The sequence below is a fragment of the Stenotrophomonas testudinis genome, assembly GCF_024499815.1.
Lineage (GTDB): Bacteria > Pseudomonadota > Gammaproteobacteria > Xanthomonadales > Xanthomonadaceae > Stenotrophomonas.
The window spans coordinates 51,081-71,073 of record NZ_JAMOKY010000011.1; the positions used below are offsets into that span (position 1 = coordinate 51,081).

Annotated in this window: 22 protein-coding genes; 18 read left to right on the forward strand and 4 right to left on the reverse strand. The window is 68.0% G+C overall.

What is annotated here, in order from left to right; all coding sequences use genetic code 11:
* Positions 1-46: 46 nt before the first annotated feature.
* The 4 genes from hemF to NQ204_RS08945 form a co-directional block, all read right to left on the reverse strand.
* Entirely contained in the window at positions 47-943 is an 897-nt protein-coding gene (gene hemF, locus NQ204_RS08930; RefSeq protein ID WP_256643626.1) for an oxygen-dependent coproporphyrinogen oxidase, read from the reverse strand.
* Positions 944-1,004: 61 nt separating this feature from the next.
* Entirely contained in the window at positions 1,005-1,565 is a 561-nt protein-coding gene (locus NQ204_RS08935; protein WP_256643627.1) for a hypothetical protein, read from the reverse strand.
* A gap of 22 nt (positions 1,566-1,587) precedes the next feature.
* The gene (locus NQ204_RS08940; RefSeq protein WP_256643628.1) at positions 1,588-2,004 is read right to left on the reverse strand and encodes an NUDIX hydrolase; all 417 of its coding nucleotides are present in this window, start codon (positions 2,002-2,004) and stop codon (positions 1,588-1,590) included.
* The gene (locus tag NQ204_RS08945) at positions 2,001-4,367 is read right to left on the reverse strand and encodes a S9 family peptidase (RefSeq protein ID WP_256643629.1); all 2,367 of its coding nucleotides are present in this window, start codon (positions 4,365-4,367) and stop codon (positions 2,001-2,003) included. The genes NQ204_RS08940 and NQ204_RS08945 overlap by 4 nt, the downstream gene beginning before the upstream one ends.
* Positions 4,368-4,517: 150 nt before the next feature.
* On the opposite strand from NQ204_RS08945, the gene NQ204_RS08950 reads away from it, so the two are divergent.
* The 18 genes from NQ204_RS08950 (at position 4,518) to NQ204_RS09035 (ending at position 19,991) form a co-directional block, all read left to right on the forward strand.
* Positions 4,518-4,961 (forward strand): hypothetical protein, encoded by a 444-nt coding sequence (locus tag NQ204_RS08950; RefSeq protein ID WP_116863537.1) that lies wholly within the window; start codon positions 4,518-4,520, stop codon positions 4,959-4,961.
* 79 nt (positions 4,962-5,040) lie between these two features.
* On the forward strand, positions 5,041-5,370 hold the full coding sequence (locus tag NQ204_RS08955) for a hypothetical protein (protein WP_116863536.1): 330 nt from the start codon (positions 5,041-5,043) through the stop codon (positions 5,368-5,370).
* Between the two features lie 37 nt (positions 5,371-5,407).
* On the forward strand, positions 5,408-6,046 hold the full coding sequence (locus NQ204_RS08960) for an RNA polymerase sigma factor (protein ID WP_116863535.1): 639 nt from the start codon (positions 5,408-5,410) through the stop codon (positions 6,044-6,046).
* Positions 6,043-6,258 carry a hypothetical protein gene (locus NQ204_RS08965; protein ID WP_116863534.1) on the forward strand — a complete coding sequence of 72 codons (216 nt, stop codon included), beginning with the start codon at positions 6,043-6,045 and terminating at the stop codon, positions 6,256-6,258. Before NQ204_RS08960 ends, NQ204_RS08965 begins: the two co-directional genes overlap by 4 nt.
* 211 nt (positions 6,259-6,469) lie before the next feature.
* Complete coding sequence (locus tag NQ204_RS08970; protein WP_256643630.1) at positions 6,470-7,867, forward strand: cytochrome ubiquinol oxidase subunit I; 1,398 nt, start codon at positions 6,470-6,472, stop codon at positions 7,865-7,867.
* 1 nt (position 7,868) lies between these two features.
* The gene (cydB, locus tag NQ204_RS08975) at positions 7,869-8,882 is read left to right on the forward strand and encodes a cytochrome d ubiquinol oxidase subunit II (protein ID WP_108770455.1); all 1,014 of its coding nucleotides are present in this window, start codon (positions 7,869-7,871) and stop codon (positions 8,880-8,882) included.
* Positions 8,883-9,042: 160 nt separating this feature from the next.
* Positions 9,043-9,786 (forward strand): beta-ketoacyl synthase chain length factor, encoded by a 744-nt coding sequence (locus NQ204_RS08980; protein WP_256643631.1) that lies wholly within the window; start codon positions 9,043-9,045, stop codon positions 9,784-9,786.
* Complete coding sequence (locus NQ204_RS08985; protein WP_256643632.1) at positions 9,779-10,573, forward strand: lysophospholipid acyltransferase family protein; 795 nt, start codon at positions 9,779-9,781, stop codon at positions 10,571-10,573. Before NQ204_RS08980 ends, NQ204_RS08985 begins: the two co-directional genes overlap by 8 nt.
* Positions 10,560-10,817, forward strand: a complete 258-nt coding sequence (locus NQ204_RS08990; RefSeq protein ID WP_116863531.1) for a phosphopantetheine-binding protein — start codon at positions 10,560-10,562, stop codon at positions 10,815-10,817. Before NQ204_RS08985 ends, NQ204_RS08990 begins: the two co-directional genes overlap by 14 nt.
* Before the next feature lie 16 nt (positions 10,818-10,833).
* Positions 10,834-11,091 (forward strand): acyl carrier protein, encoded by a 258-nt coding sequence (locus tag NQ204_RS08995; RefSeq protein WP_116863530.1) that lies wholly within the window; start codon positions 10,834-10,836, stop codon positions 11,089-11,091.
* Between the two features lie 19 nt (positions 11,092-11,110).
* Positions 11,111-11,662: a COG4648 family protein gene (locus NQ204_RS09000; RefSeq protein ID WP_116863529.1), complete on the forward strand. Its 552-nt coding sequence runs from the start codon at positions 11,111-11,113 to the stop codon at positions 11,660-11,662.
* Positions 11,655-13,337, forward strand: coding sequence for an ApeI family dehydratase (locus tag NQ204_RS09005; protein ID WP_256643633.1), 1,683 nt, complete (start codon positions 11,655-11,657; stop codon positions 13,335-13,337). The genes NQ204_RS09000 and NQ204_RS09005 overlap by 8 nt, the downstream gene beginning before the upstream one ends.
* Positions 13,327-14,094 carry a glycosyltransferase family 2 protein gene (locus NQ204_RS09010; protein WP_116863527.1) on the forward strand — a complete coding sequence of 256 codons (768 nt, stop codon included), beginning with the start codon at positions 13,327-13,329 and terminating at the stop codon, positions 14,092-14,094. The genes NQ204_RS09005 and NQ204_RS09010 overlap by 11 nt, the downstream gene beginning before the upstream one ends.
* Positions 14,095-15,036, forward strand: coding sequence for a lysophospholipid acyltransferase family protein (locus tag NQ204_RS09015; RefSeq protein ID WP_116863526.1), 942 nt, complete (start codon positions 14,095-14,097; stop codon positions 15,034-15,036). It begins immediately after the preceding gene.
* On the forward strand, positions 15,026-16,576 hold the full coding sequence (locus NQ204_RS09020; protein ID WP_256643634.1) for an HAL/PAL/TAL family ammonia-lyase: 1,551 nt from the start codon (positions 15,026-15,028) through the stop codon (positions 16,574-16,576). Before NQ204_RS09015 ends, NQ204_RS09020 begins: the two co-directional genes overlap by 11 nt.
* The gene (locus NQ204_RS09025) at positions 16,563-16,994 is read left to right on the forward strand and encodes an acyl-CoA thioesterase (RefSeq protein WP_116863524.1); all 432 of its coding nucleotides are present in this window, start codon (positions 16,563-16,565) and stop codon (positions 16,992-16,994) included. The genes NQ204_RS09020 and NQ204_RS09025 overlap by 14 nt, the downstream gene beginning before the upstream one ends.
* Positions 16,991-17,620 carry an outer membrane lipoprotein carrier protein LolA gene (locus NQ204_RS09030; RefSeq protein ID WP_116863523.1) on the forward strand — a complete coding sequence of 210 codons (630 nt, stop codon included), beginning with the start codon at positions 16,991-16,993 and terminating at the stop codon, positions 17,618-17,620. Before NQ204_RS09025 ends, NQ204_RS09030 begins: the two co-directional genes overlap by 4 nt.
* A gap of 1 nt (position 17,621) precedes the next feature.
* Positions 17,622-19,991 (forward strand): MMPL family transporter, encoded by a 2,370-nt coding sequence (locus tag NQ204_RS09035; protein ID WP_256643635.1) that lies wholly within the window; start codon positions 17,622-17,624, stop codon positions 19,989-19,991.
* The last annotated feature ends 2 nt before the right edge of the window (positions 19,992-19,993 follow it).

Below are 19,993 nucleotides of genomic sequence, written 5' to 3' on the forward strand. Positions count from 1 at the left end.
CGCCGAAAGCAGCCGAGCGTGGGCTCGGCTCTACGCGTGCGTAGGCTCACACCCAGTCGCGCGGTACCAGATAGTCGGCCAGGCGCGCTTCGGCGCTGCCGGCTTCCGGGCTGAACCCATACTCCCAGCGCACCCGCGGCGGCAGGCTCATCAGAATGCTCTCGCTGCGGCCGCCACTCTGCAGGCCGAACAGCGTGCCGCGGTCGTAGACCAGGTTGAATTCCACGTAGCGGCCGCGACGGTACAGCTGGAACTCGCGCTCGCGTTCGCCATGCGCGGTGTCCTTGCGCTGCTGCACGATCGGCAGGTAGGCCTCGAGGAAGCCGTCGCCGACCGCGCGCAGATAGTCGAAGTCGCGCTCGAAATCGCCGTGCAGGTCATCGAAGAACAGGCCGCCGACGCCGCGCGTTTCGTTGCGGTGGCGCAGGAAGAAATACTCGTCGCACCAGCGCTTGTGCGCGGCGTAGCGCTCCTCGCCGAACGGTGCGCACAGGTCATGGGCCACCTGGTGCCAGTGCTGCACGTCCTCATCGAAGGGATAGAACGGGGTCAGGTCGAAGCCACCGCCGAACCAGCTGGCCACCACTTCGCCATCGCGCTGTGCCTGGAAGAAGCGCACGTTGGCGTGGGTGGTCGGCACGTAGGGGTTGAGCGGGTGGAACACCAGCGACACGCCGGTGGCGCGCCAGGAGGCGCCGGCCAGCTCGGGCCGGTTGGCCGAGGCCGACGGCGGCAGGCGGCTGCCGGACACATCGGAAAAGCCGATGCCGGCCTGCTCGAACACCGCACCGTCGCGCAGCACGCGGGTACGCCCGCCACCGCCCTCGGCCCGCTGCCACAGGTCTTCCTTGAAGCGGGCCTGGCCGTCGGCGGCTTCAATGGCCGCACAGATACGGTCCTGCAGGTCGCTGAGGTAGGCGCGTACGCGCTCGAAATCGTTCATGGCGCGTACTTTACCGCAGCGCCCGTGCTGATCCGCAGCACGGCGGCCGCGGCCGCGCAGCTCAGCGGAAGCGCGCGCGGATGTCCGGCCGCAGCAGGCGCCAGGCCAGCCAACCCTGCAGGCCAAGGATCACTATCGAACCACCGAACGTGGTGGCTGACATCAGAAGGCGCTGCACCTGCATCTCGCTGCGGGTAGCAGCATCGTCCACGTGGGCGATCATCTCCGCTACGACGGCGTCCAGCCACCCGGCCAGGACCAGATTGGCCAGCCCGGACAGCACCAGCAGCCAGACGTAGCTCCACAAGCCCCAGCGCCTCTGCCGGTACAGACCCCAACTGGCCAGCGTGGAAGGCACGCAGCCAGCCGACAGCCACAGGCTGGCTGTAACCGGCTCCCGCAGGAGCCACAGTACGCTGGGCGGGAACGTTTTCTCTTCTGCGGCGGCGACCAATATCTGCCATGGTCCGCTGCCGCTCAGTGCCCACAGCGCCAGGGTCTGCAGCAGGCACCAGACAAGCACCAGTGCGCAGACCAGCAGGGAAGCGATCGCCAGCGGACGGACGAAATCGTTGCGTGCGAAGGCGCGGGTCGCGGGCAGTGTGGGGGGAGACGATGACATCCGATGTCCTTGGCGGCGGGTCTCAGAGCGTGCAGAAGCGCGCTACTGCCGGCAGGATATGGTGTTCGCTCAGGGGTGCCAAGCACAGGCCGTGCGGCGGTCGCAGCGGCAGCCAGGCCAGCTCGGCGATCTCGGCGCGTGCAGTGGGTGTGCCCGCCACCTGCACCCACCAGGCCTGTGCCTGCACGCGGTGGCCGGGTTCATTCACCGCCCAGTCCTCGAAACGGCCCAGGGCGACCGCGCTGGCGGCATCGAGCTGCACGCCCAGTTCCTCGTCCAGCTCGCGGCCCAGGGCCTGCAGCGGTGCTTCGCCCGCCTCGGGCTTGCCGCCGGGCTGGATGAAGCGGCTGGCGCCGTGCTTGCGCACCACCAGCGCCCGGCCGCGGTCATCCAGGATGACCGCGGCCACGATCTGGATCGTGGCCGCGGCGTTGCTCACTTCAGGTTCTGCTCGAACAGCTTGAGGATGCGCTTGTACTGGTCCAGCCAGGAATCGGCACGGATGTAGCCGTGGCGTTCCAGCGGGTACGGGGCGATCGACCAGTTGTCCTTGTGCAGCTCGATCAGGCGCTGGGTCAGGTGCACCGAGTCCTGGAAGAACACGTTGTCATCCATCATGCCGTGGGCGATCAGCAGGTTGTCCTGCAGGTTCTGCGCGTACTCGATGGGCGAGGACGTGCGGTACGCCTCCGGGTCGATGTCCGGGGTGTTGAGGATGTTGCTGGTGTAGGCGTGGTTGTAGTTCTGCCAATCCAGCACCGGGCGCAGTGCGGCACCGGCCTTGAACGTGCCCGGCGAACGGAACAGCGCCATGAAGGTCATGAAGCCGCCGTAGGAACCGCCGTAGATGCCGGCGTGGTCGCGGTCACCCTGCTGGGTGTCGACCAGCCAGTCCAGGCCGTCCTTGTAGTCTTCCAGTTCCGGGTGGCCCATGTTGCGGTAGATCGCCGTACGCCAGTCGCGGCCGTAGCCCTCGCTGCCGCGGTAATCCATGTCCAGCACGATGTAGCCCTTTTCCACCAGCAGGTTGTGGAACATCTGCTCGCGGAAGTAGGCCGGGTAGCGCTGGTGCACGTTCTGCAGGTAGCCGGCTCCGTGCACGAACATCACGATCGGGTACTTCCTGCCCGGTTCCTTGTGCTCGGGCTCGTAGTACTTGGCCCAGACCACGCCGGCACCGTGCTTGGACGGCACCGCCACCAGCTTCGGCTGGATCCACTCGCGCGCCTTGTACTCGGCGGTGCGGGTGTCGGTCAGCACGCGTGCCTGGCCACCGGCGCTCGGCACCACGGCCAGCTGGGTCGGCAGGTAGGCGGCCGAATAGCGCACCAGCAGCTGCTGGCCATCGGGCGACAGCGAGAAGTCTTCCACGCCGTTGAGGCTGGTCAGCTCGCGCACCTGGCGGTTGCCGGTGTCGACCGCGCAGACTTCATAGTCGTGCGGCGCCTGCTGGTTGCACAGGAAGTAGAAGCCCTTGCCGTCGGCCGACAGCACCGGCGCGGAGGTTTCCCACTTGCCACTGGTCAGCGCCTGCGGCTTGGCCGAACCGGCCTGGGTGTACAGGTGCGAGAAGCCGGACTCTTCGGACAGCAGCCACAGGGTGCGGCCATCGGCCATCCAGCCGAAATCGTTGAAGCCCCAGTTGATCCAGGCGTTGTCGGTCAGGCGGTGGCGGTTCTGCACGCGGCCGTCGCTGCCGATGCTGACGATCCAGCGGTCCTTGTTGTCGTTGGCGTGCAGCATCACCGCGGCCTGCTGGCCATCGGCGCTCCAGCGCATGCCGCCGCCCATGAAGTCGCTCATCACCTGCACGCTGCGGTCGCCCTTCAGCGGGTCCTTGCCGGCCTTGCGGCGCAGCTCGGCCAGCGGGTCGGTGCCGATGCCCGGCAGGCCCGACAGCGAGAGTTTCTCGGCCTTGCCGGTGCGCACGTCCACGTACCACAGGGTGTGCGGCTCGAAGCCGTTGCGGCCGACGCGGGTGCGGGTGTCTTCGCTTTCCTCGTAGCCGGATTCGGTCACGTACAGCGGCATCTTGCTGGTGCGGCCGTCGTCGAAGTCCTTCGGCTTGGTCACCACGATCAGGTGGCCCAGGTCCGGCGACAGCAGGCTGTCGGCGATCTCCACGTCGGCCCCCAGGTAGATCGGGGCCGCCGCGCGGGTCGGGTCGGCCTGGCGCCAGCGCTGGTCCTGGTCCTTCAGCGCTTCACGCTGGTCGCGGTCGCGGCGCAGGGTTTCCAGGGTACGCAGCTGCTGGTCGCGCAGCAGGTCGTCCTTGGGCTTGCTGGCCGGATCCTTTTCGGCCTTCAGGCTGGCCACCTGCTGCACGCCGCTGGCGGCGGTCCAGTGGAACCAGTTCTGGCCCACGCGCCAGATCACGCCGTTGTCGGCGGCGAAGTTCACGCCGGCGGCGCGCTCGTTGCTGCGGGTCAGCTGGGTCAGCGCGCCGCTGCGCAGGTCGCGCACGAACACATCACCGTTGCGGACGAAGGCGCTGCGGCTGCGGCTGCGGTCGTAGACCGGCTCGGCCACGTCCAGGGTGCCGCGCTGGTCATCGGCCACCTGCGCGGCGGCGCCACCGGCCAGCGGCTGGCGGAAGGTGTCGCGCACCGGGCTGCCGCTGCGCTTGAGCTGGTACTCGACCTGCTGGCTGTTCCAGGACCACCAGGCCTTCTCGACCGGCGGACCGATCCAGTCCGGGTCGGCCATGGCCTGTTCGATGGTGATCGGCGTCGGCGCAGCATGCGCGGCCGGTGCGGCCAGCACGGCCGACAGCAGGAGGGACAGGGGCAGCACTCGGGACATGGGCTCACGGCACCAGATGAGGAAACCGGGCAAGGGTAGCAGCCGCCCGGGCCGGGGGAGGGGGCCACAGGTCATGCAGACCGCTTGGGCAAAGGCGCTGCAGGGCCTCGCGTGGCGCATGATGGGCGCCTGATTCGGACGGAACCGACCATGTACAGCTACGACTACCGCATTTCCCTGGGGGTGCAGCACCCTGTGGTCTCCAGCGCCGACATCTCCGCCCGGCTGGGGTTGGAACGCGGGTTCTTCCGCGATGTGGGCACGGACCTGCGTGGCGCCGATGGCAGGCTGATCCGCGTACATGCATACACCTGGGTGCTGTTCGAGCTGGCCGAGGGCAAGGACGGCTGGCTGATGGACGCCTGGCCGGAGGTCGTCGGCACACTGCAGGCACGGGCGGCCGTGATCGAGGAACTGACCAAGGAAGGGGCCGAAATCGGCCTGCGCATCGGCCTGTTCGGCAAGCAGGCCTGGGCCGGGTTCGTGCTGGACGACGCGCTGGTAAGGCTGATGGCCGACCTGCGCCTGGGCTTCCATGTGGAAACCTATTTCCCCGATCCGCCGGCCGACCCCGGGACCGACGACGACGCCTGAAATCTGCACTGCAACCGGTGGCCGGCCTCGCGCATCCAATCTCCTGAACCCGCATCATTCACCGGACAGGAGCACGACCATGCAGGAACTCATCCCCATCACCTTCTTCATCTGCATCGCCTACGCGATCCATGCCATCGCCGATGCGCGTGCGCGCAGCAAGCTGGTCGCCCCGCACGTGCCCGAGGAAGTGATCCGCTCGTTGGCGGTGCTGGAGGAAGAGCGCCGCCGCCAGGGCGCCCTGCGCTGGGGCATCAGCCTGGTCAGCCTGGCCGTGGCGCTTGGCCTGCTGGAAGCGATGGGCGCGCGCGATCTGACCTTCGGCGCCGCTGCCGCCATGGCCGGCAGTGCCGGTCTGGGCCAGCTGCTGGCATGGTTCCTCACCCGCCCCGCCGTGCGCAAGGGCTGAGCGGCGGCATGCCTGCGGCACAGGGAGCGCGCCACGCATGAGCCTGCTGGGGGGAGCACTGGCCGCACTGCGCGGGCGTCAACGCGACGCCCCCGCCGAGCCCGCAGCGGACGACGACCGTGCCTTGGTCCGGGCCATCATCGATGGCTCGCAACCGGCCTTCGCACAGCTGGTGCAGGCCCATCAACGCACCTGCGCGCACGTGATCGGGCGCATGGTCAATGACCGCGACCAGGTAGCCGACCTGCTGCAGGAAACCTTCCTGGCGGTGTTCCGCCAGCTGCATCGGTTCCGTTTCGAATCCTCGCTGCGCACCTGGGTTTCGCGGGTGGCCTATACGACGGCGCTGCAGCATCTGCGCCGCAAGCGGCTGGAAATGCAGTGGATGGTGGCGGTGGAGGTGCCGGAGGAACTGGGCATCGGCGATGAAGGCCCGGGCCCGGCCGAACTGAGCGAGGCGCTGCAGGCCGGCCGCCAGCTGGGCGCGGCGCTGGAGCGGCTCACCCCGCCGCAGCGCCTGATCGTGGGCCTGCACTACCTGGAGGATTTCGATCTGGTCGAGATTGAACAGGTGACCGGGCTGGCGCGCGGTACCATCAAGAGCCACCTGTTCCGCGCGCGGCAGATCCTGAAGCAGGAGCTGACCCGACGCGCCACCGCCGGAGAGCTGCTGTGAGCGAAGCCAACGACCCCCGCGATGCCGATGCGCGCGCGCTGTCGCAGGCGCTGCGCGAGCAGGAACAGCAGGCGCCGGCGCCGGATGTGAGCGACGCGCTTCAGCAGCGGCTGCAGGCGGAAACGCGCGACAGTGGCGCGCTGTATGTGGTGGTGCAGGTGCTGTTGTTTGGCGCGCTGCTGGCTGCGGCAGCCTGGTATTTCTGGCACTGACACCTCCCGCCGGGCATGGGGCGCGCCAATCGCTGTTGGTAGATGCCGACCTCGGTCGGCGCCTGGACGCGTGCCAACCAAGGTTGGCAGCTACCAGAGCGGTTGACCCCTGCGACATAGTGAAGCAGCGCGTCACCCGGTCGCATCCCGGCTTAACCAAATCCTCCTAAAGTGGTCCGGTATCCCACCCGTACCCGGCAGGAGGCGTCCCTTGGACGCGTTGTTGTTGTCGCGGATCCAGTTCGGATTCGTCATCAGTTTCCACGTGCTGTTCCCCGCCTTCACCATCGGCACGGCCAGCTGGCTGGCCTTCATCGAATGGCGCTGGCTGCGCACGAAACTGCCCGTGTGGCGCGACCTGTATTTCTTCTGGCAGAAGATCTTCGCCGTGTCCTTCGGCATGGGCGTGGTCAGCGGCATCGTCATGGCCTTCCAGTTCGGCACCAACTGGCCGCGGCTGAGCGAGGTGGCCGGTACGGTCATCGGCCCGCTGCTGACCTATGAGGTGCTCACTGCGTTCTTCCTGGAAGCCAGCTTCCTCGGCGTGATGATGTTCGGCTGGGGCCGGGTGTCGCCGCGCCTGCATTTCCTGTCCACCTGCATGGTGGCGCTGGGCACGCTGTTTTCCACGTTCTGGATCCTGTCGTCCAACAGCTGGCTGCATACGCCGGCCGGCTACGAAATGATCAACGGCATCGTGCACCCGGTGGACTGGTGGCAGGTGGTGTTCAACCCGTCCTTCCCGTATCGGCTGGCGCACATGGCGCTGGGTTCGTTCATCACCACCTGTTTCGTGATCGGTGGCGTCGGCGCGTGGTACCTGCGCAAGGGCACGCACGTCGAAGCGGGCCGGCGCATGCTGGTCGCGGCGGTGGCGTTTGCCGCGCTGACCGTGCCGGTGCAGATCTTCGTCGGCGACATGCATGGCCTGAACACGCTGGAGCACCAGCCGATGAAGATCGCGGCGGTGGAAGCGCACTGGCATGAAAGCAAGGAAGGCGAGGGCGTGCCGCTGGTGGTGTTCGCCCTGCCCAACGAAAAAGAACAGCGCAACGATTTCGAAGTGGCCATCCCGAAGCTGGGCAGCGTGATCCTCACCCATTCGCTGGACGGCACCTTCGATCCGCTCACCTCGGTGCCGGCCAGCGAACGGCCACCGGTGACGCCGGTGTTCTTTGCCTTCCGCATCATGGTCGGGCTGGGCACGCTGATGCTGCTGCTGGCCTGGGTCTCGGCGGTGCAGCTGTGGCGGAAGAAGCTGCTCGATTCGCCGTGGCTGCTGCGGGGCTGGAACTGGATGCTGCCCAGCGGCTTCATCGCGCTGGTGTCCGGCTGGTTCGTCACCGAGATGGGGCGCCAGCCATGGGTGGTCTACGGCGTGCTGCGCACCGCCGATGCGGTGGGCCCGCAGAGTGCGTGGATGACCGCGCTGTCGCTGGCGGTGTACGTGGTCGGCTACGCCTTCGTGTTCGGCTGGGGCATCTGGTACCTGGTGAAGATCCTGCGCCACGGCCCGCAGCCGTATGAAGAGGGGCCCTCGCTGGACCATGGCAGCCACACCCCGGCGCGGCCGCTGTCGGCCGCCGACGAACCGCTGGAGGAGCGCTGACATGGACCTGATGACCTGGCTGCCGGTGGCGTGGTTCGCGGTGATCGGTTTCGGCGTGCTGATGTACGTGGTGCTGGACGGCTTCGTGCTCGGCATCGGCATCCTCGCCCCGTTCGCCGAGGACGAGGAACAGCTGGACCTGATGATGAACACCGCCGCGCCCATCTGGGACGGCAACGAGACGTGGCTGGTGCTGGGCGGTGCCGGCCTGCTGGCGGCGTTCCCCAAGGCGTATGCGGTGCTGCTGTCGGCGCTGTACCTGCCGGTGCTGCTGCTGGTGGTGGCGCTGGTGTTCCGTGGCGTGGCCTTCGAATTCCGCTTCAAGGCGCACCGCTCGCGCCGGCTGTGGAGCGTGGCCTTCGGCCTGGGCTCGCTGCTGGCGACCTTCGCCCAAGGCGTCATCCTGGGCACGCTGGTGCAGGGCATCCCGCTGGTCGATGGCCGCTTCAGCGGCGGCGCGTTCACCTGGTTCAGCCCGTTCGCGATGCTGACCGGTGCGGCGCTGGTGGCCGGTTATGCGCTGCTGGGCAGCACCTGGCTGATCCTGAAGACCGAGGGCCGCGTGCAGGCGCTGGCGCGGCAGATGACCCGGCCGCTGGTGGCGGCGGTGATCGCGGCGATGGGCCTGGTCAGCAGCTGGCTGCCGTTCCTCGATTCGCGGCTGATGGATCGCTGGTTCAGTGACGGCAACTTCTGGTGGCTGTCGCCGGTGCCGCTATTGACCCTGGCGGTGGCCGCAGCGCTGTGGCGCAGCGCCACCCATCCGCGTCGCGACCTGCCGCCGTTCCTGCTCAGCCTGGCCCTGTTCGTGCTCGGCTTCGCCGGGCTGGTGCTGGGCATGTGGCCCTACCTGCTGCCGCCGTCGATGACACTGTGGCAGGCCGCGGCACCGGCCTCGTCGCTGGGCTTCACCTTGGTGGGCCTGGTGGTGCTGCTGCCGGTCATCCTTGGCTACACCGCGTGGTCGTACCGGGTGTTCCGCGGCAAGGTGCGCGCCGACGCCGGCTACCACTGACCTGGGCGCCGGCGGGCCAGCAGGGGCCCGCGCCCCGCTCGACAGGCATGCTTCGCAGCGCTGGACGTGGTAGCGTTCGGACCTTCCGGCCGGCCGGAGCGCTGCCTGTGACCGCCGCGCAGGTCCGCGCCGCCGCTCGCCCCTGCAGATGTACTAGCTGATGATTGAACTGTCCATTGTCGACTGGGCCGCCTGGGCACCAGGGCTGACAGAGCGCAGCCACTGGCAGGCCTGGGCTGCGCTGCCCGTTTTGCCGCAGGGTGATGGCGCGCCTGCCCTAGTGGAAATTCCGGCCATGCAGCGTCGGCGGATCGAGCGACTCGGCCGGATGGCCATCCAGGTCGCGTGCTGGTGCGAAGAAGCGGGCGGCGTCGACAGCGAGGTTCCGCTGGTCTTCGCCAGCCGGCACGGGGACGTGGCGAGGTCCATGGAACTGCTCAACATGCTGACCGCCGATGAGCCGCTTTCGCCAACCGGCTTTGGGCTGTCCGTGCACAACGCCATCGGCGCGCTGTATTCCATCGCGCGCGGCCATCGCGGCAACTACCTGGCGCTGGCCGCGCGGCAATCCACCGTGGAAGCCGCGTGGCTGGAGGCTGCCGCGCTGCTGGCCGATGGCGCGCGTGAAGTGCGGGTAGTGATGTACGAGTCACCGATGCCGGCCGTTTTCAGCGAATTTGCCGATGAACCGGCCCCCTTTTTCGCTTGGTGCTGGCGTCTTGCCGCGCCGGGCTCCCGGGGTGCCAGCCTGCAACTGGCCTGGGAGCCGGCCGACGCCGCGGCCGACACCCCGGCGGGCGTGCTGCCGCATACGCTGGACCTGCACCGGTTCCTGTTGTCTGACGTAGCGGTGCTGGAACACGTGGCCGACGGCATGCGCTGGCGCTGGAGCCGGTGTGGTTGACCCGGTGCGCGGCCGGGACCGCCTGTGGCGGGTTGCCGCGACCGGCCTGTGCTTTGCTGTTTTTGGGCTGGGCGGCCTGCTGCTGGGCCTGTGCCTGCTGCCGCTGCTGCTGATGCGGGATGCTGCCGCCCGCCAGCAAAGTGCGCGGCGGCTGGTGCAGCGCGGTTTTGCCCTGCACCTGTGGCTGATGCAACGGCTCGGGGTCATGACTCTGCAGGTGGAAGGGCGGGAGCGGCTCCAGCGGGACGGCCTGCTGGTCCTGGCCAATCATCCCACTCTGATCGATGTGGTGTGCCTGGTAGCACTGCTGCCCAACGCTGACTGCGTCGTCAAACACGCGGTTGCGCGCAATCCGTTCATGCGCGGGCCGGTGCGCGTGGCCGGCTACCTCTCCAACCAGGAGGGCGCGGCGCTGATCGACGACTGCGTGGCAGCGATACGGGCGGGCGGCTGCCTGGTGATTTTTCCTGAAGGAACCCGTACCGTGCCGGGCCAGCGGCTGCGTCTTCAGCGAGGCGCCGCCAATATTGCCGTCAGGGGGCGGGTGGACATCACACCGGTCCGCATCACCTGCTCACCGCCCACTTTGGGCAAGGGCCAGAAGTGGTATCGTGTGCCCTCACGTCGTTTCCACGTTCGGCTGCAGGTAGGCGAGGATATCGCCATTGCACCGTTTCTCGTCGAAAATGATGCGCTGATCGGGGATGCCCTGGCAGCCCGTCGCGTGACCGACCATCTCACCCGCTATTTCGACCCGTCTGGAGACCCGACCCGTGCAAGCGCTTGAGCACGAGATCAAGGAGCTGATCATTTCCTCGCTCTCACTCGAGGACATCACCCCTGACGACATTGATCCGACCGCGCCGCTGTTCGTGGAAGGCCTGGGGCTGGATTCGATCGACGCACTGGAACTGGGCCTGGCGCTGCAGAAGAAGTACGGGGTCAGCCTGTCGGCTGATTCGGAAGAAACCCGTCGTCATTTTTCCAGCGTGCGCGCCCTCGGCGAATTCGTCGCTGCCCGCCGGTCTTGAGGCGCCAGGAACTGTCATGACCAAGAACGAACTGCTCGAGCGCATCACCAGCATCCTCAACGACAGTTTCGATATCGATCCTGCGGGCATCCGTCCGGAGTCCCGCCTGTATGAAGACCTGGATATCGACAGCATCGATGCCGTCGATCTGATCGTCCAGCTCAAGCCGCTGCTGGGCCGAAACCTTCAGCCGGAAGCCTTCAAGTCGGTACGCACCGTCCAGGACATCGTCGACGTCGTGCACGCACTTCTGCCGGGCCAGGCAGCCGCCTGACCGCAGGCCCGCCTCGACCATGGCAAAGGCCCGTGATATCGGGGTAGGGGTGGTGTCGCTGGCCTACCCGGTGCTGGTCTACCTGGCCATGGGCCGATTCGAGCCACGCTGGCTCTCGCTGCTGCTGTTCGGGCTGGCCCTGCTGCGCGCACTGGGTTCGCGGCAGCCGCTCTGGTGGTGTGCGGCCGCAGGCGCAGGCCTGCTGGCCGGGCTGGCCACGGTGCTCAACCAGGCGTTGCCGCTCAAGCTTTACCCGGCGTTGGTGAACGCAGTCATGCTGGCGGTCTTTGCCACCAGCCTGCGCTTCGGCCCGCCCCTGGTAGAGCGCCTGGCACGGCTGCAGGAGCCTGATCTGCCTGCATTCGGGGTAGCCTATACCCGCCGTGTCACCCAGGTGTGGTGCGGCTTTTTCGTTCTCAACGGAGGCCTGGCCCTGTACACCGCCCTGTACGCGTCCGACCGGGCCTGGATGGTCTACAACGGTGTCATTGCCTACATCATGATGGGTACCCTGTTTGCGGCTGAATGGGTGGTCCGCCGCCATGTCAAGGCGGCCCACGGCCATGGGTGACTGGATGGCACTGCCTGGCCTGCTGGTCACCGCACGGCCTGGACGCCCTGTGGGCGCCTGCCACGGCATCGCGCTGGACCACGCTGCCTTCCGTCAGCGTGCGGTGGCCTGGCGCGATGCGTTCGCCGCTGCGGAGGGCCGTGACTGGGCGCTGTACTTCGACGATGCCATCGCCTTCGCTGCAGCCCTGTTCGGTGCCTGGCACGCCGGCAAGCGCGTGTTCCTGGCTGCTGACAACCTGCCGGCCACGCTGCAGGCGCTGCAGTCGCAGGTCAGTGGCTTTGCGGGCGACGTTCCCGCCCATTACCTGCCGTTGGGGCCGGCTGCAGCGGCCGACGGCACGCTGCAGGAACTGGATGAGCGCGCCTGTGAGCTCTGTGTGTTCACCTCCGGCAGCACCGGCCGGCCCAGCGCGATCATCAAGCGCATGGAGCAGCTGGCACGCGAAGTCGACGCACTGCAGGCCGCCTTTGGTGTCCAGCTCGATGGCGCCCAGGTGCATGGCACCGTGTCGCACCAGCACATCTATGGCTTGCTGTTCCGGGTGCTGTGGCCGCTGGCAGCCGGTCGTGCGATCCAGCCCAGGCGTTTTTTCCATGAAGACCTGGTAGGCACCCTGGCTGCCGCCGACAGCGTGCTGGTGGCAACGCCGGCACACCTGAAGCGCCTGCCCGAGCAGCTTGACTGGGCCAGTCTGCATGGTCGCCTGCGTGCGGTGTTCTCCTCTGGCGGGCCGTTGCCGGAGGAAGCGGCGCAGCAGGTGCGGCAGTTGCTGAGCGTGCCGCCGACCGAAATATACGGCAGCAGCGAAACCGGCGGCGTGGCATGGCGGCGCTGGGAGAGCGGGACACCGTCGTGGGAGCCCTTGCCGGGTGTGCGCTGGCGCATCGAGGAGGGATGCCTGTCGGTTGCCTCGCCCCACCTGCAGAGCGAGGGCTGGTGGCGTACCCAGGACCGGGTGGAGTCTCTGCCTGGCGGGCGCTTCCGACTGCTGGGCCGTGCCGATCGCATCGTCAAGATCGAAGAGCGCCGTGTGTCGCTTGATGCGCTGGAGCGGGCGCTGCGGTCACTTTCCGACGTCGAGGACGCACGCGTGCTGGTGCTTGCCGGAGCGCGCGAACAGCTGGCTGCGGTCGTGGTACCGGCGGACGCTGCGCGGCTGGCCCACGGCGAGACCGCACGCCGCGCCTTCACCCGGCAGCTTGCTGCTGCGCTGGCGCATGGCCACGATGCGGTAACCCGCCCACGACGATGGAGGCTGGTGCAGCATCTGCCAGTGAACGCGCAGGGCAAGGTGACCGAGGCGGGCCTGGCGGCACTCTTCAAGCCCGCCATGCCTGCAGCGCGTTGGCAGCAGCGCGATGCCGCGACGGCCGTGCTGCACCTGACCCTGGACCCGGCGCTGCGGCCGTTCCAGGGGCATTTCGTACAGGCAGCCGTGTTGCCGGGCGTGGCCCAGGTCGACTGGGCCATGCGCTTTGCCCGTCAGGTGTTTGCCATGCCTGCAGGCTTCAGCCGGATGGACGCAGTGAAATTCCAGCAGCTGGCACGGCCCGGTGATGAACTGACGCTGCGGCTGGACTGGGATGCCGTGCGCAGCATCCTCAGCTTCCGTTTCACCTCCGGGCTTGGCACCCATTCCAGCGGCAGGATGGTCCTGACCGATGCGCCCTGACATGGCCTCCAGCGTGAGCTTCGTGCCTTGGGTGGTCATCCCGGTCTACGACCACGGGCACGCCATTACCGCCGTTGTCGACGGCGTGCAGGCCGCCGCGCTGCCATGCCTGCTGGTGGACGATGGCTCCGGGGCGTCCTGTGCCGGCGTCCTGCGCGGCCTCGCTGAACGCGAAGGCGTGCACCTGCTGCGCCTGGAAACGAACCAGGGAAAGGGCGGGGCGATGCTGGCCGGCTTTGCAGACGTGCATCGCCGCGGTGGCAGCCACGTGCTGCAGATCGATGCGGATGGCCAGCATGACACGGCCGACCTGCCACGCTTTGTCGCGGCCGCGCGGGCACATCCGCAGGCCATCATCTGCGGCATTCCTGTCTACGACGACAGTGTGCCGAAGATCAGGCTGTATGGGCGTTACGCCACCCATGTCTGGGTCTGGATCAACACGCTGTCGCTGCACCTGCGCGACACGATGTGCGGGTTCCGCCTGTACCCGCTGGCCCCGGTGCTGGAACTGATGCAGCAGGAGACGATCGGCCGGCGCATGGATTTCGATACCGAGGTGATCGTGCGCCTGTACTGGCGCGGCGTGCCCGTAGAGCACCTGCCCACGGCGGTGACCTACCCCAGCGATGGCGTATCCCACTTCGATGTGTGGTGGGACAATGTCCGCATTACCGGCATGCACGCCCGCTTGTTCTTCGGCATGTTGCGGCGCGCGCCGCGGCTGCTGTGGCATCGGCTGCAGGGGCGCGGCTGAGTGGCGCGCGCGCAGGATGTTCCGCACTGGGCGGACATCGGGGAATCGACATCGGTCGCCGGTGTCCTGTTCCTGTGCTGGGTGCACCGCTGGTTCGGGCGCTGGCCGTTCCGGGCGTGCGTATGGCCGGTAGTGCTCTGCCACTGGCTGGGCAATGGCGTCGGCCGCCGCGCATCGTTGGAGTACCTGCAGCGTCTGCAGGCACACACCGGCGTGCTGGGCCGTGTTCCACGCTGGCGCGACAGCCTGCGCCATTTCTTCATGTTCGCCGACACGATGCTGGACAAGCTGCTGGCCTTGGGCGGCCGCTACCCGGCGTCGCGCATCACCCTGCAGCGGGACATCGTGCTCGAGCGCATCGCCCGACGCGAGGGCGGCCTCATCCTGACCGCCCACATCGGCTGCCTGGAGCTTTGCCAGGTGCTGGCCGAGCGGGTTCCCGGGTTCCGCGTCACCGTGCTGGTACACACGGCCCATGCACAGCGGTTCAACCGCCTGCTGCAGCGGTTGGATCCGCTTGCTGCCGTGGAACTGGTGCAGGTGACCGAGATGGGCCCGGCCACCGCCATGCGCCTGGCTGACAAGGTCGCCGCCGGTGGTTTCATCGCCATCGTCGGCGATCGGGTGCCCGTCAACCATGGGCGCAGCCTGATGGCCGATTTCCTTGGCCACCGCGCGCCGTTCCCCATTGGTGCCTACGTCCTGGCCGCTGCCCTTGGGTGCCCGGTGTATACCATGTCCTGCCTGCATTACAGGCACGGCTACCGGGTGGCGTTTGACCAGTTCGCCGAACGCCTTGTGCTGCCGCGCGGCGGCCGTGAGGCCGCTCTGTCAACACTGGTCCAGCGCTACGCGCACTGGCTGGAAGCGCAGATGATCCAGTCCCCGCTGGACTGGTTCAATTTCTTCCCCTTCTGGGATCAGGCTCCTCATGAAGATTGACGCCGTACCCGTGCGCCGTTTCGGCGATGCACCGCTGACCATCGAAGACGTGGTGGCCCTGGCCCAGCGCCAGTGCGACGCCGCCCTGAGTGAGGCCCCGGCCTTCCGCGCGCACATCCAGCGCGGCGCTGATTTCCTCGACCGCCTGCTGCGCGAGGACGGGGTGATCTATGGCGTGACCACCGGCTATGGCGATTCGTGCACGGTGAACATTCCGCCGGCGCTGGTGGCCGAGCTGCCGCACCACCTCTACACCTACCATGGCTGCGGCCTGGGCCGTTACCTGGACCCGGCCGAGACCCGCGCGGTGCTGGCCGCGCGCCTGGCCTCGCTGGTGCGCGGCATGTCCGGCGTCAGCGTGCAGCTGCTGGAAGGCCTGGCCACCCTGCTGCAGCACGACGTGCTGCCGCTGATCCCGGCCGAAGGCTCGGTGGGCGCCAGTGGTGACCTGACCCCGCTGTCCTACGTGGCCGCCGTGCTGTGTGGCGAACGCGAGGTGCTGTTCGAAGGCCAGGTGCAGCCGGCCGGCCCGGTGCTGGCGAAGATCGGCATGGTCCCGCTGAAGCTGCGGCCGAAGGAAGGCCTGGCGATCATGAACGGCACCGCGGTGATGACCGGCCTGGCCTGCCTGGCCTGGCAGCGTGCTGATTATCTGGCCCGCATGGCCACCCGCCTGACCGCGTTCAACGTGCTGTCCAGCGATGGCAACGCGCACCACTTCGACGAGACCCTGTTCGCCGCCAAGCCGCACCCGGGCCAGGGCCGCATCGCCGCGCGCCTGCGCAGCGACCTGCACAGCGAGCGCCCGCCGCGCAACGAACAGCGCCTGCAGGACCGCTACTCGCTGCGCTGCGCACCGCACGTGATCGGCGTGCTCGAAGACAGCCTGCCGTTCCTGCGCCAGCTGATCGAAACCGAACTGAACAGCGCCAACGACAACCCGCTGATCGATGCCGACGGCGAGCGCATCCTGCATGGCGGCCACTTCTACGGCGGCCACATCGCACTGGCGATGGACACGCTGAAGAACACCGTGGCCAACGTCGCCGACCTGCTCGACCGGCAGCTGGCGCTGGTGGTCGATGCCCGCTACAACCACGGCCTGCCGGCCAACCTGTCGGCGGCTACCGGCCCGCGCGCGGCCATCAACCATGGCCTGAAGGCGCTGCAGATCAGCGTCTCCGCCTGGACCGCCGAGGCGCTGAAGCAGACCATGCCGGCCAGCGTGTTCTCGCGTTCAACCGAATGCCACAACCAGGACAAGGTCAGCATGGGCACCATCGCCGCGCGCGACTGCCTGCGCGTGATCGAGCTGACCGAACAGGTGGTGGCCGCGATGCTGATCGCCGCACGCCAGGGCCTGGCCCTGCGCGAGCGGGTTGGCCTGAACGCGCAGCTGCATGGCAGTCTGGCCGACATGTACGCCGACCTGGGGCAGCGCATCGCCTTGGTTGAAGAAGACCGCGCGCTGGATCGCGAACTGCGGGAACTGCTGGTGGAGATCCGCGCACAACGCTGGGAGCTGTATGTCGGTGAATGAGGCAATCGAACTGGTCGGCGAGATTTCGCTGTCCCCGGCCTTCCATGACTGCGATCCGATGAACGTGGTCTGGCATGGCAACTACTTCAAGTACTTCGAGATCGCACGCTGCGCGCTGCTCGGCCGCTATGACTACGACTACCCGCAGATGCTCGAATCGGGCTACCTGTGGCCGGTGGTCGACGCGCGGGTGAAGTACGTGCGGCCGCTGCTGTTCAACCAGGCGCTGCGCGTGGTCTCGCGCATCGTCGAATGGGAGAACCGGCTGAAGATCGAATACGAGATCATCGATGCGGAAAGCGGCCAGGTGCTGACCCGTGCGATGACCATCCAGGTCGCGGTGGACGCGGCCAGCAAGGAAATGCTGTACCAGTGCCCGCCGGTGCTGTGGCAGCGTCTTGGAGTGCCTGCCCCGTGAATGCTTTCGTCCCGTCTCTGCGCGTGCTGCTGTGCGCGCTGCTGATTGCCGCTGCGCCGCTGGTGCAGGCTGCCGATGCCGCCGTCGATGCGATCACCCAGGCGGTGGCGCGGCCCGATGTGCTGCGCGGCCAGTTCACCCAGCAAAAGCAGGTCAGCGGCTTCAAGAACCCGCTGCGCTCGCAGGGCCAGTTCGTGGTCGCACGCCAGCATGGCGTGATCTGGACCACGCTCAAGCCCTTCCCGTCCGAAGTGGTGATCACCGCCGACCGCATCCTCAGCCGCCAGCGTGATGGCAGCACCCGCGTCGAACTGGATGCGCGGCAGCAGCCGGCGATGCGCTCGGTCAACGCCATCATGTTCGCGCTGATGAGCGGCGACGTGCAGGTGCTGTCCAGCCAGTTCAACGTGCAGGCCAGCCGCGAAGGGCAGGGCTGGCGGCTGAAGCTGACCCCGAAATCGGCGATGCTGGCCAAGGCCTTCGAGTCGCTGACTCTGCAGGGCGACCGCTACGTGCGCCAGGTGGAGATCGTGGAGGCCAACAAGGACCGCACGCAGATCCAGTTCAGCGCGCTGACCGAAGCGCCGGCCAGCCTGTCCGCCGACGAGGCACGCCGTTTTGACTGATATGTCGACTGGCACCGCAGGGAAGGGGCCGGAGCGCCTGCGCCGCTGGTGGCATTGGCTGGGCATTGCCTGGCTGCTGGTGCTGCTGGTGATGGGCATGCAGCAATGGCGCCTGTGGAGCCAGCAATCTCGAATCGACACCGACATCCTGGCCCTGCTGCCGCAGGATGCGCACGACCGCCTGCTGAGTGATGTCACCCGGCGCATCGCCGATGGCAGCTCGCGCCAGGTGGTGGTGCTGCTTGGCAGTACCGATGGCACCGCCGCCAAGCGCGCGCAGGCCGCCTTCGCCAAGGCCATGGCCAGCGATGCCGACAGCGGGCTGCTGGTGCCCAGCGGTTCGATCGAAGGCTGGTTCGATGAAGCGCGCGCGTTCTACGCGCCATACCGCGACCGCCTGCTGACCCCGGCCCAGCGCGAACAGCTGCAGCAGGCCGAACCGGGTGCCCTGGCCGAACAGGCGCTGGGCGCGCTGTATGGCCCGATGGGCGCACCGCGGCTGACCGAGTGGCGGCAGGATCCTTTGTCGCTGTGGCCGCAATGGTGGCAGCAGCAGGCCCGAGGCTCCGGCCTGCGCCTGGGCGATGACGGCCTGCTCGAAGCCGAGGGCAAGCACTGGGCCGCGCTGCAGTTCGATACGCCCGGCTCGGCCTTCCAGCTCGACGGCGAGCGCCATATCGATGGCCTGCTGGAGCGTGCCGGCCAGGCAGCCATCGCCGTTGCCCCCGATCTGGAGATCCTCCACGCCGGCGTCCCGCTGCATGCCGAAGCAGCCGCCGTGCAGGCCAGCCGCGAGATCAACACGATCGGCTGGGGATCGATGGCAGCGGTACTGCTGCTGGTGTGGCTGGCTTTCCGTTCACTGCGGCCGATCCTGCTGGTGGCCGCGTCGCTGCTGATCGGCTGCGGCGTCGCGCTGGCGGTGACGGTACTGGTGTTTGGCAAGGTGCACGTGCTGACGCTGGTGTTCGGTGCCTCACTGGTGGGCGTGGCCGAGGACTATGGCATCCACTGGTTCGCTTCGCGCCAGGGCGAGCCGGCGAACCGCCGCTGGCATCTGCTGCGGCATCTACTGCCAGGCCTGTGGCTGGCGTTGCTGACCAGTGCGCTGGCGTATCTTGCGCTCGGCCTGACGCCGTTCCCCGGCCTGCAGCAGATGGCGCTTTTCTCGGTCACCGGCCTGGCCGCCGCCTTCCTGACAGTAATCTTCTGGTTTCCGTGGCTGGACGGAGGGGAGATCCGCCCCACCCGCTTCTCGCGGTGGCTGGGCGGAACGCTCGATCATTTTCCCCGCCTGCACGGGGCGCGGTCGGTGGGCATCTTCCTGGCGGCGACGCTGCTGCTGGCGGCGCTGGGCATCGCGCGCCTGCACAGTGATGACGATCTGCGCAGCCTGCAGTCTTCCCCGCCGGCGCTGATGGAACAGCAGATCCGGCTGAGCCGCCTGCTGGGCATGCCCAGTCCAGCACAGTTCTATCTGGTGCAGGGGGCCGATGCGGAACAGCTGCTGCAGCGCGAGGAGACCTTGACTGAGCGCCTGCGCGCTCTGGCCCGCGACAGGCGTATAGGCGGCTATCGTGCCATCACCGACTGGTTGCCCTCGGTGGCGCGCCAGCGGGCAGATGCCGCGCTCACTGCCAGGGTGGAGCCCGGTGTGCTCGAGGCGGTGTCCTCCGCCGTGGGTGAAGCCCTGCCGCGGCCTGCGTTCGCGGCAACGCCACTGACCATCGACGCATTCCTCGCCGCCCCAGCATCGCAGCCGTTCCGCTACCTGTGGGCCGGGCGCGTCAACGGGCAGATGATCAGCGTGGTGATGGTGGACGACCTGTCGCGGGCCGATGCACTGGCGACCCTGCAGGGCGCGGCCGACGGGCTGCCCGGCGTGCGCTGGGTCGATCGCACGGCTGATTTCTCGCAGCTGCTTGGCCACTATCGCAAGCTGATGGGTGGGCTGCTGCTGGTCGGCATCGTGCTGGTATTCGGTGTGCTGTGGGTGCGCTACCGTCGCCAGGCCTGGCGCGTATTTGCCCCGACCCTCATTGCGGGCGCGCTGACCCTTGGCCTGCTGGGCCTGTTCGGCCAGCCCCTGCAGCTGTTCAACGTGCTGGCGCTGATGCTGCTGCTGGGCATGGGCATTGATTACGGCATCTTCCTGATCGAACACCGCGGCGATGCCAGTGCCTGGTTGGCCGTGTGCGTGGGTGCGGCCAGTACCTGGCTTTCGTTCGGCCTGCTGGGGCTGTCGCAGACACCCGCGCTGCGCGCTTTCGGGCTTACCCTGCTGTTCGGCATCGGCCTGGTCTGGCTCATTTCGCCGCTGTTCCGGCCGCCACCGCATGACGGCCCGGCGCCTGACGGCCCGACCACCTGACC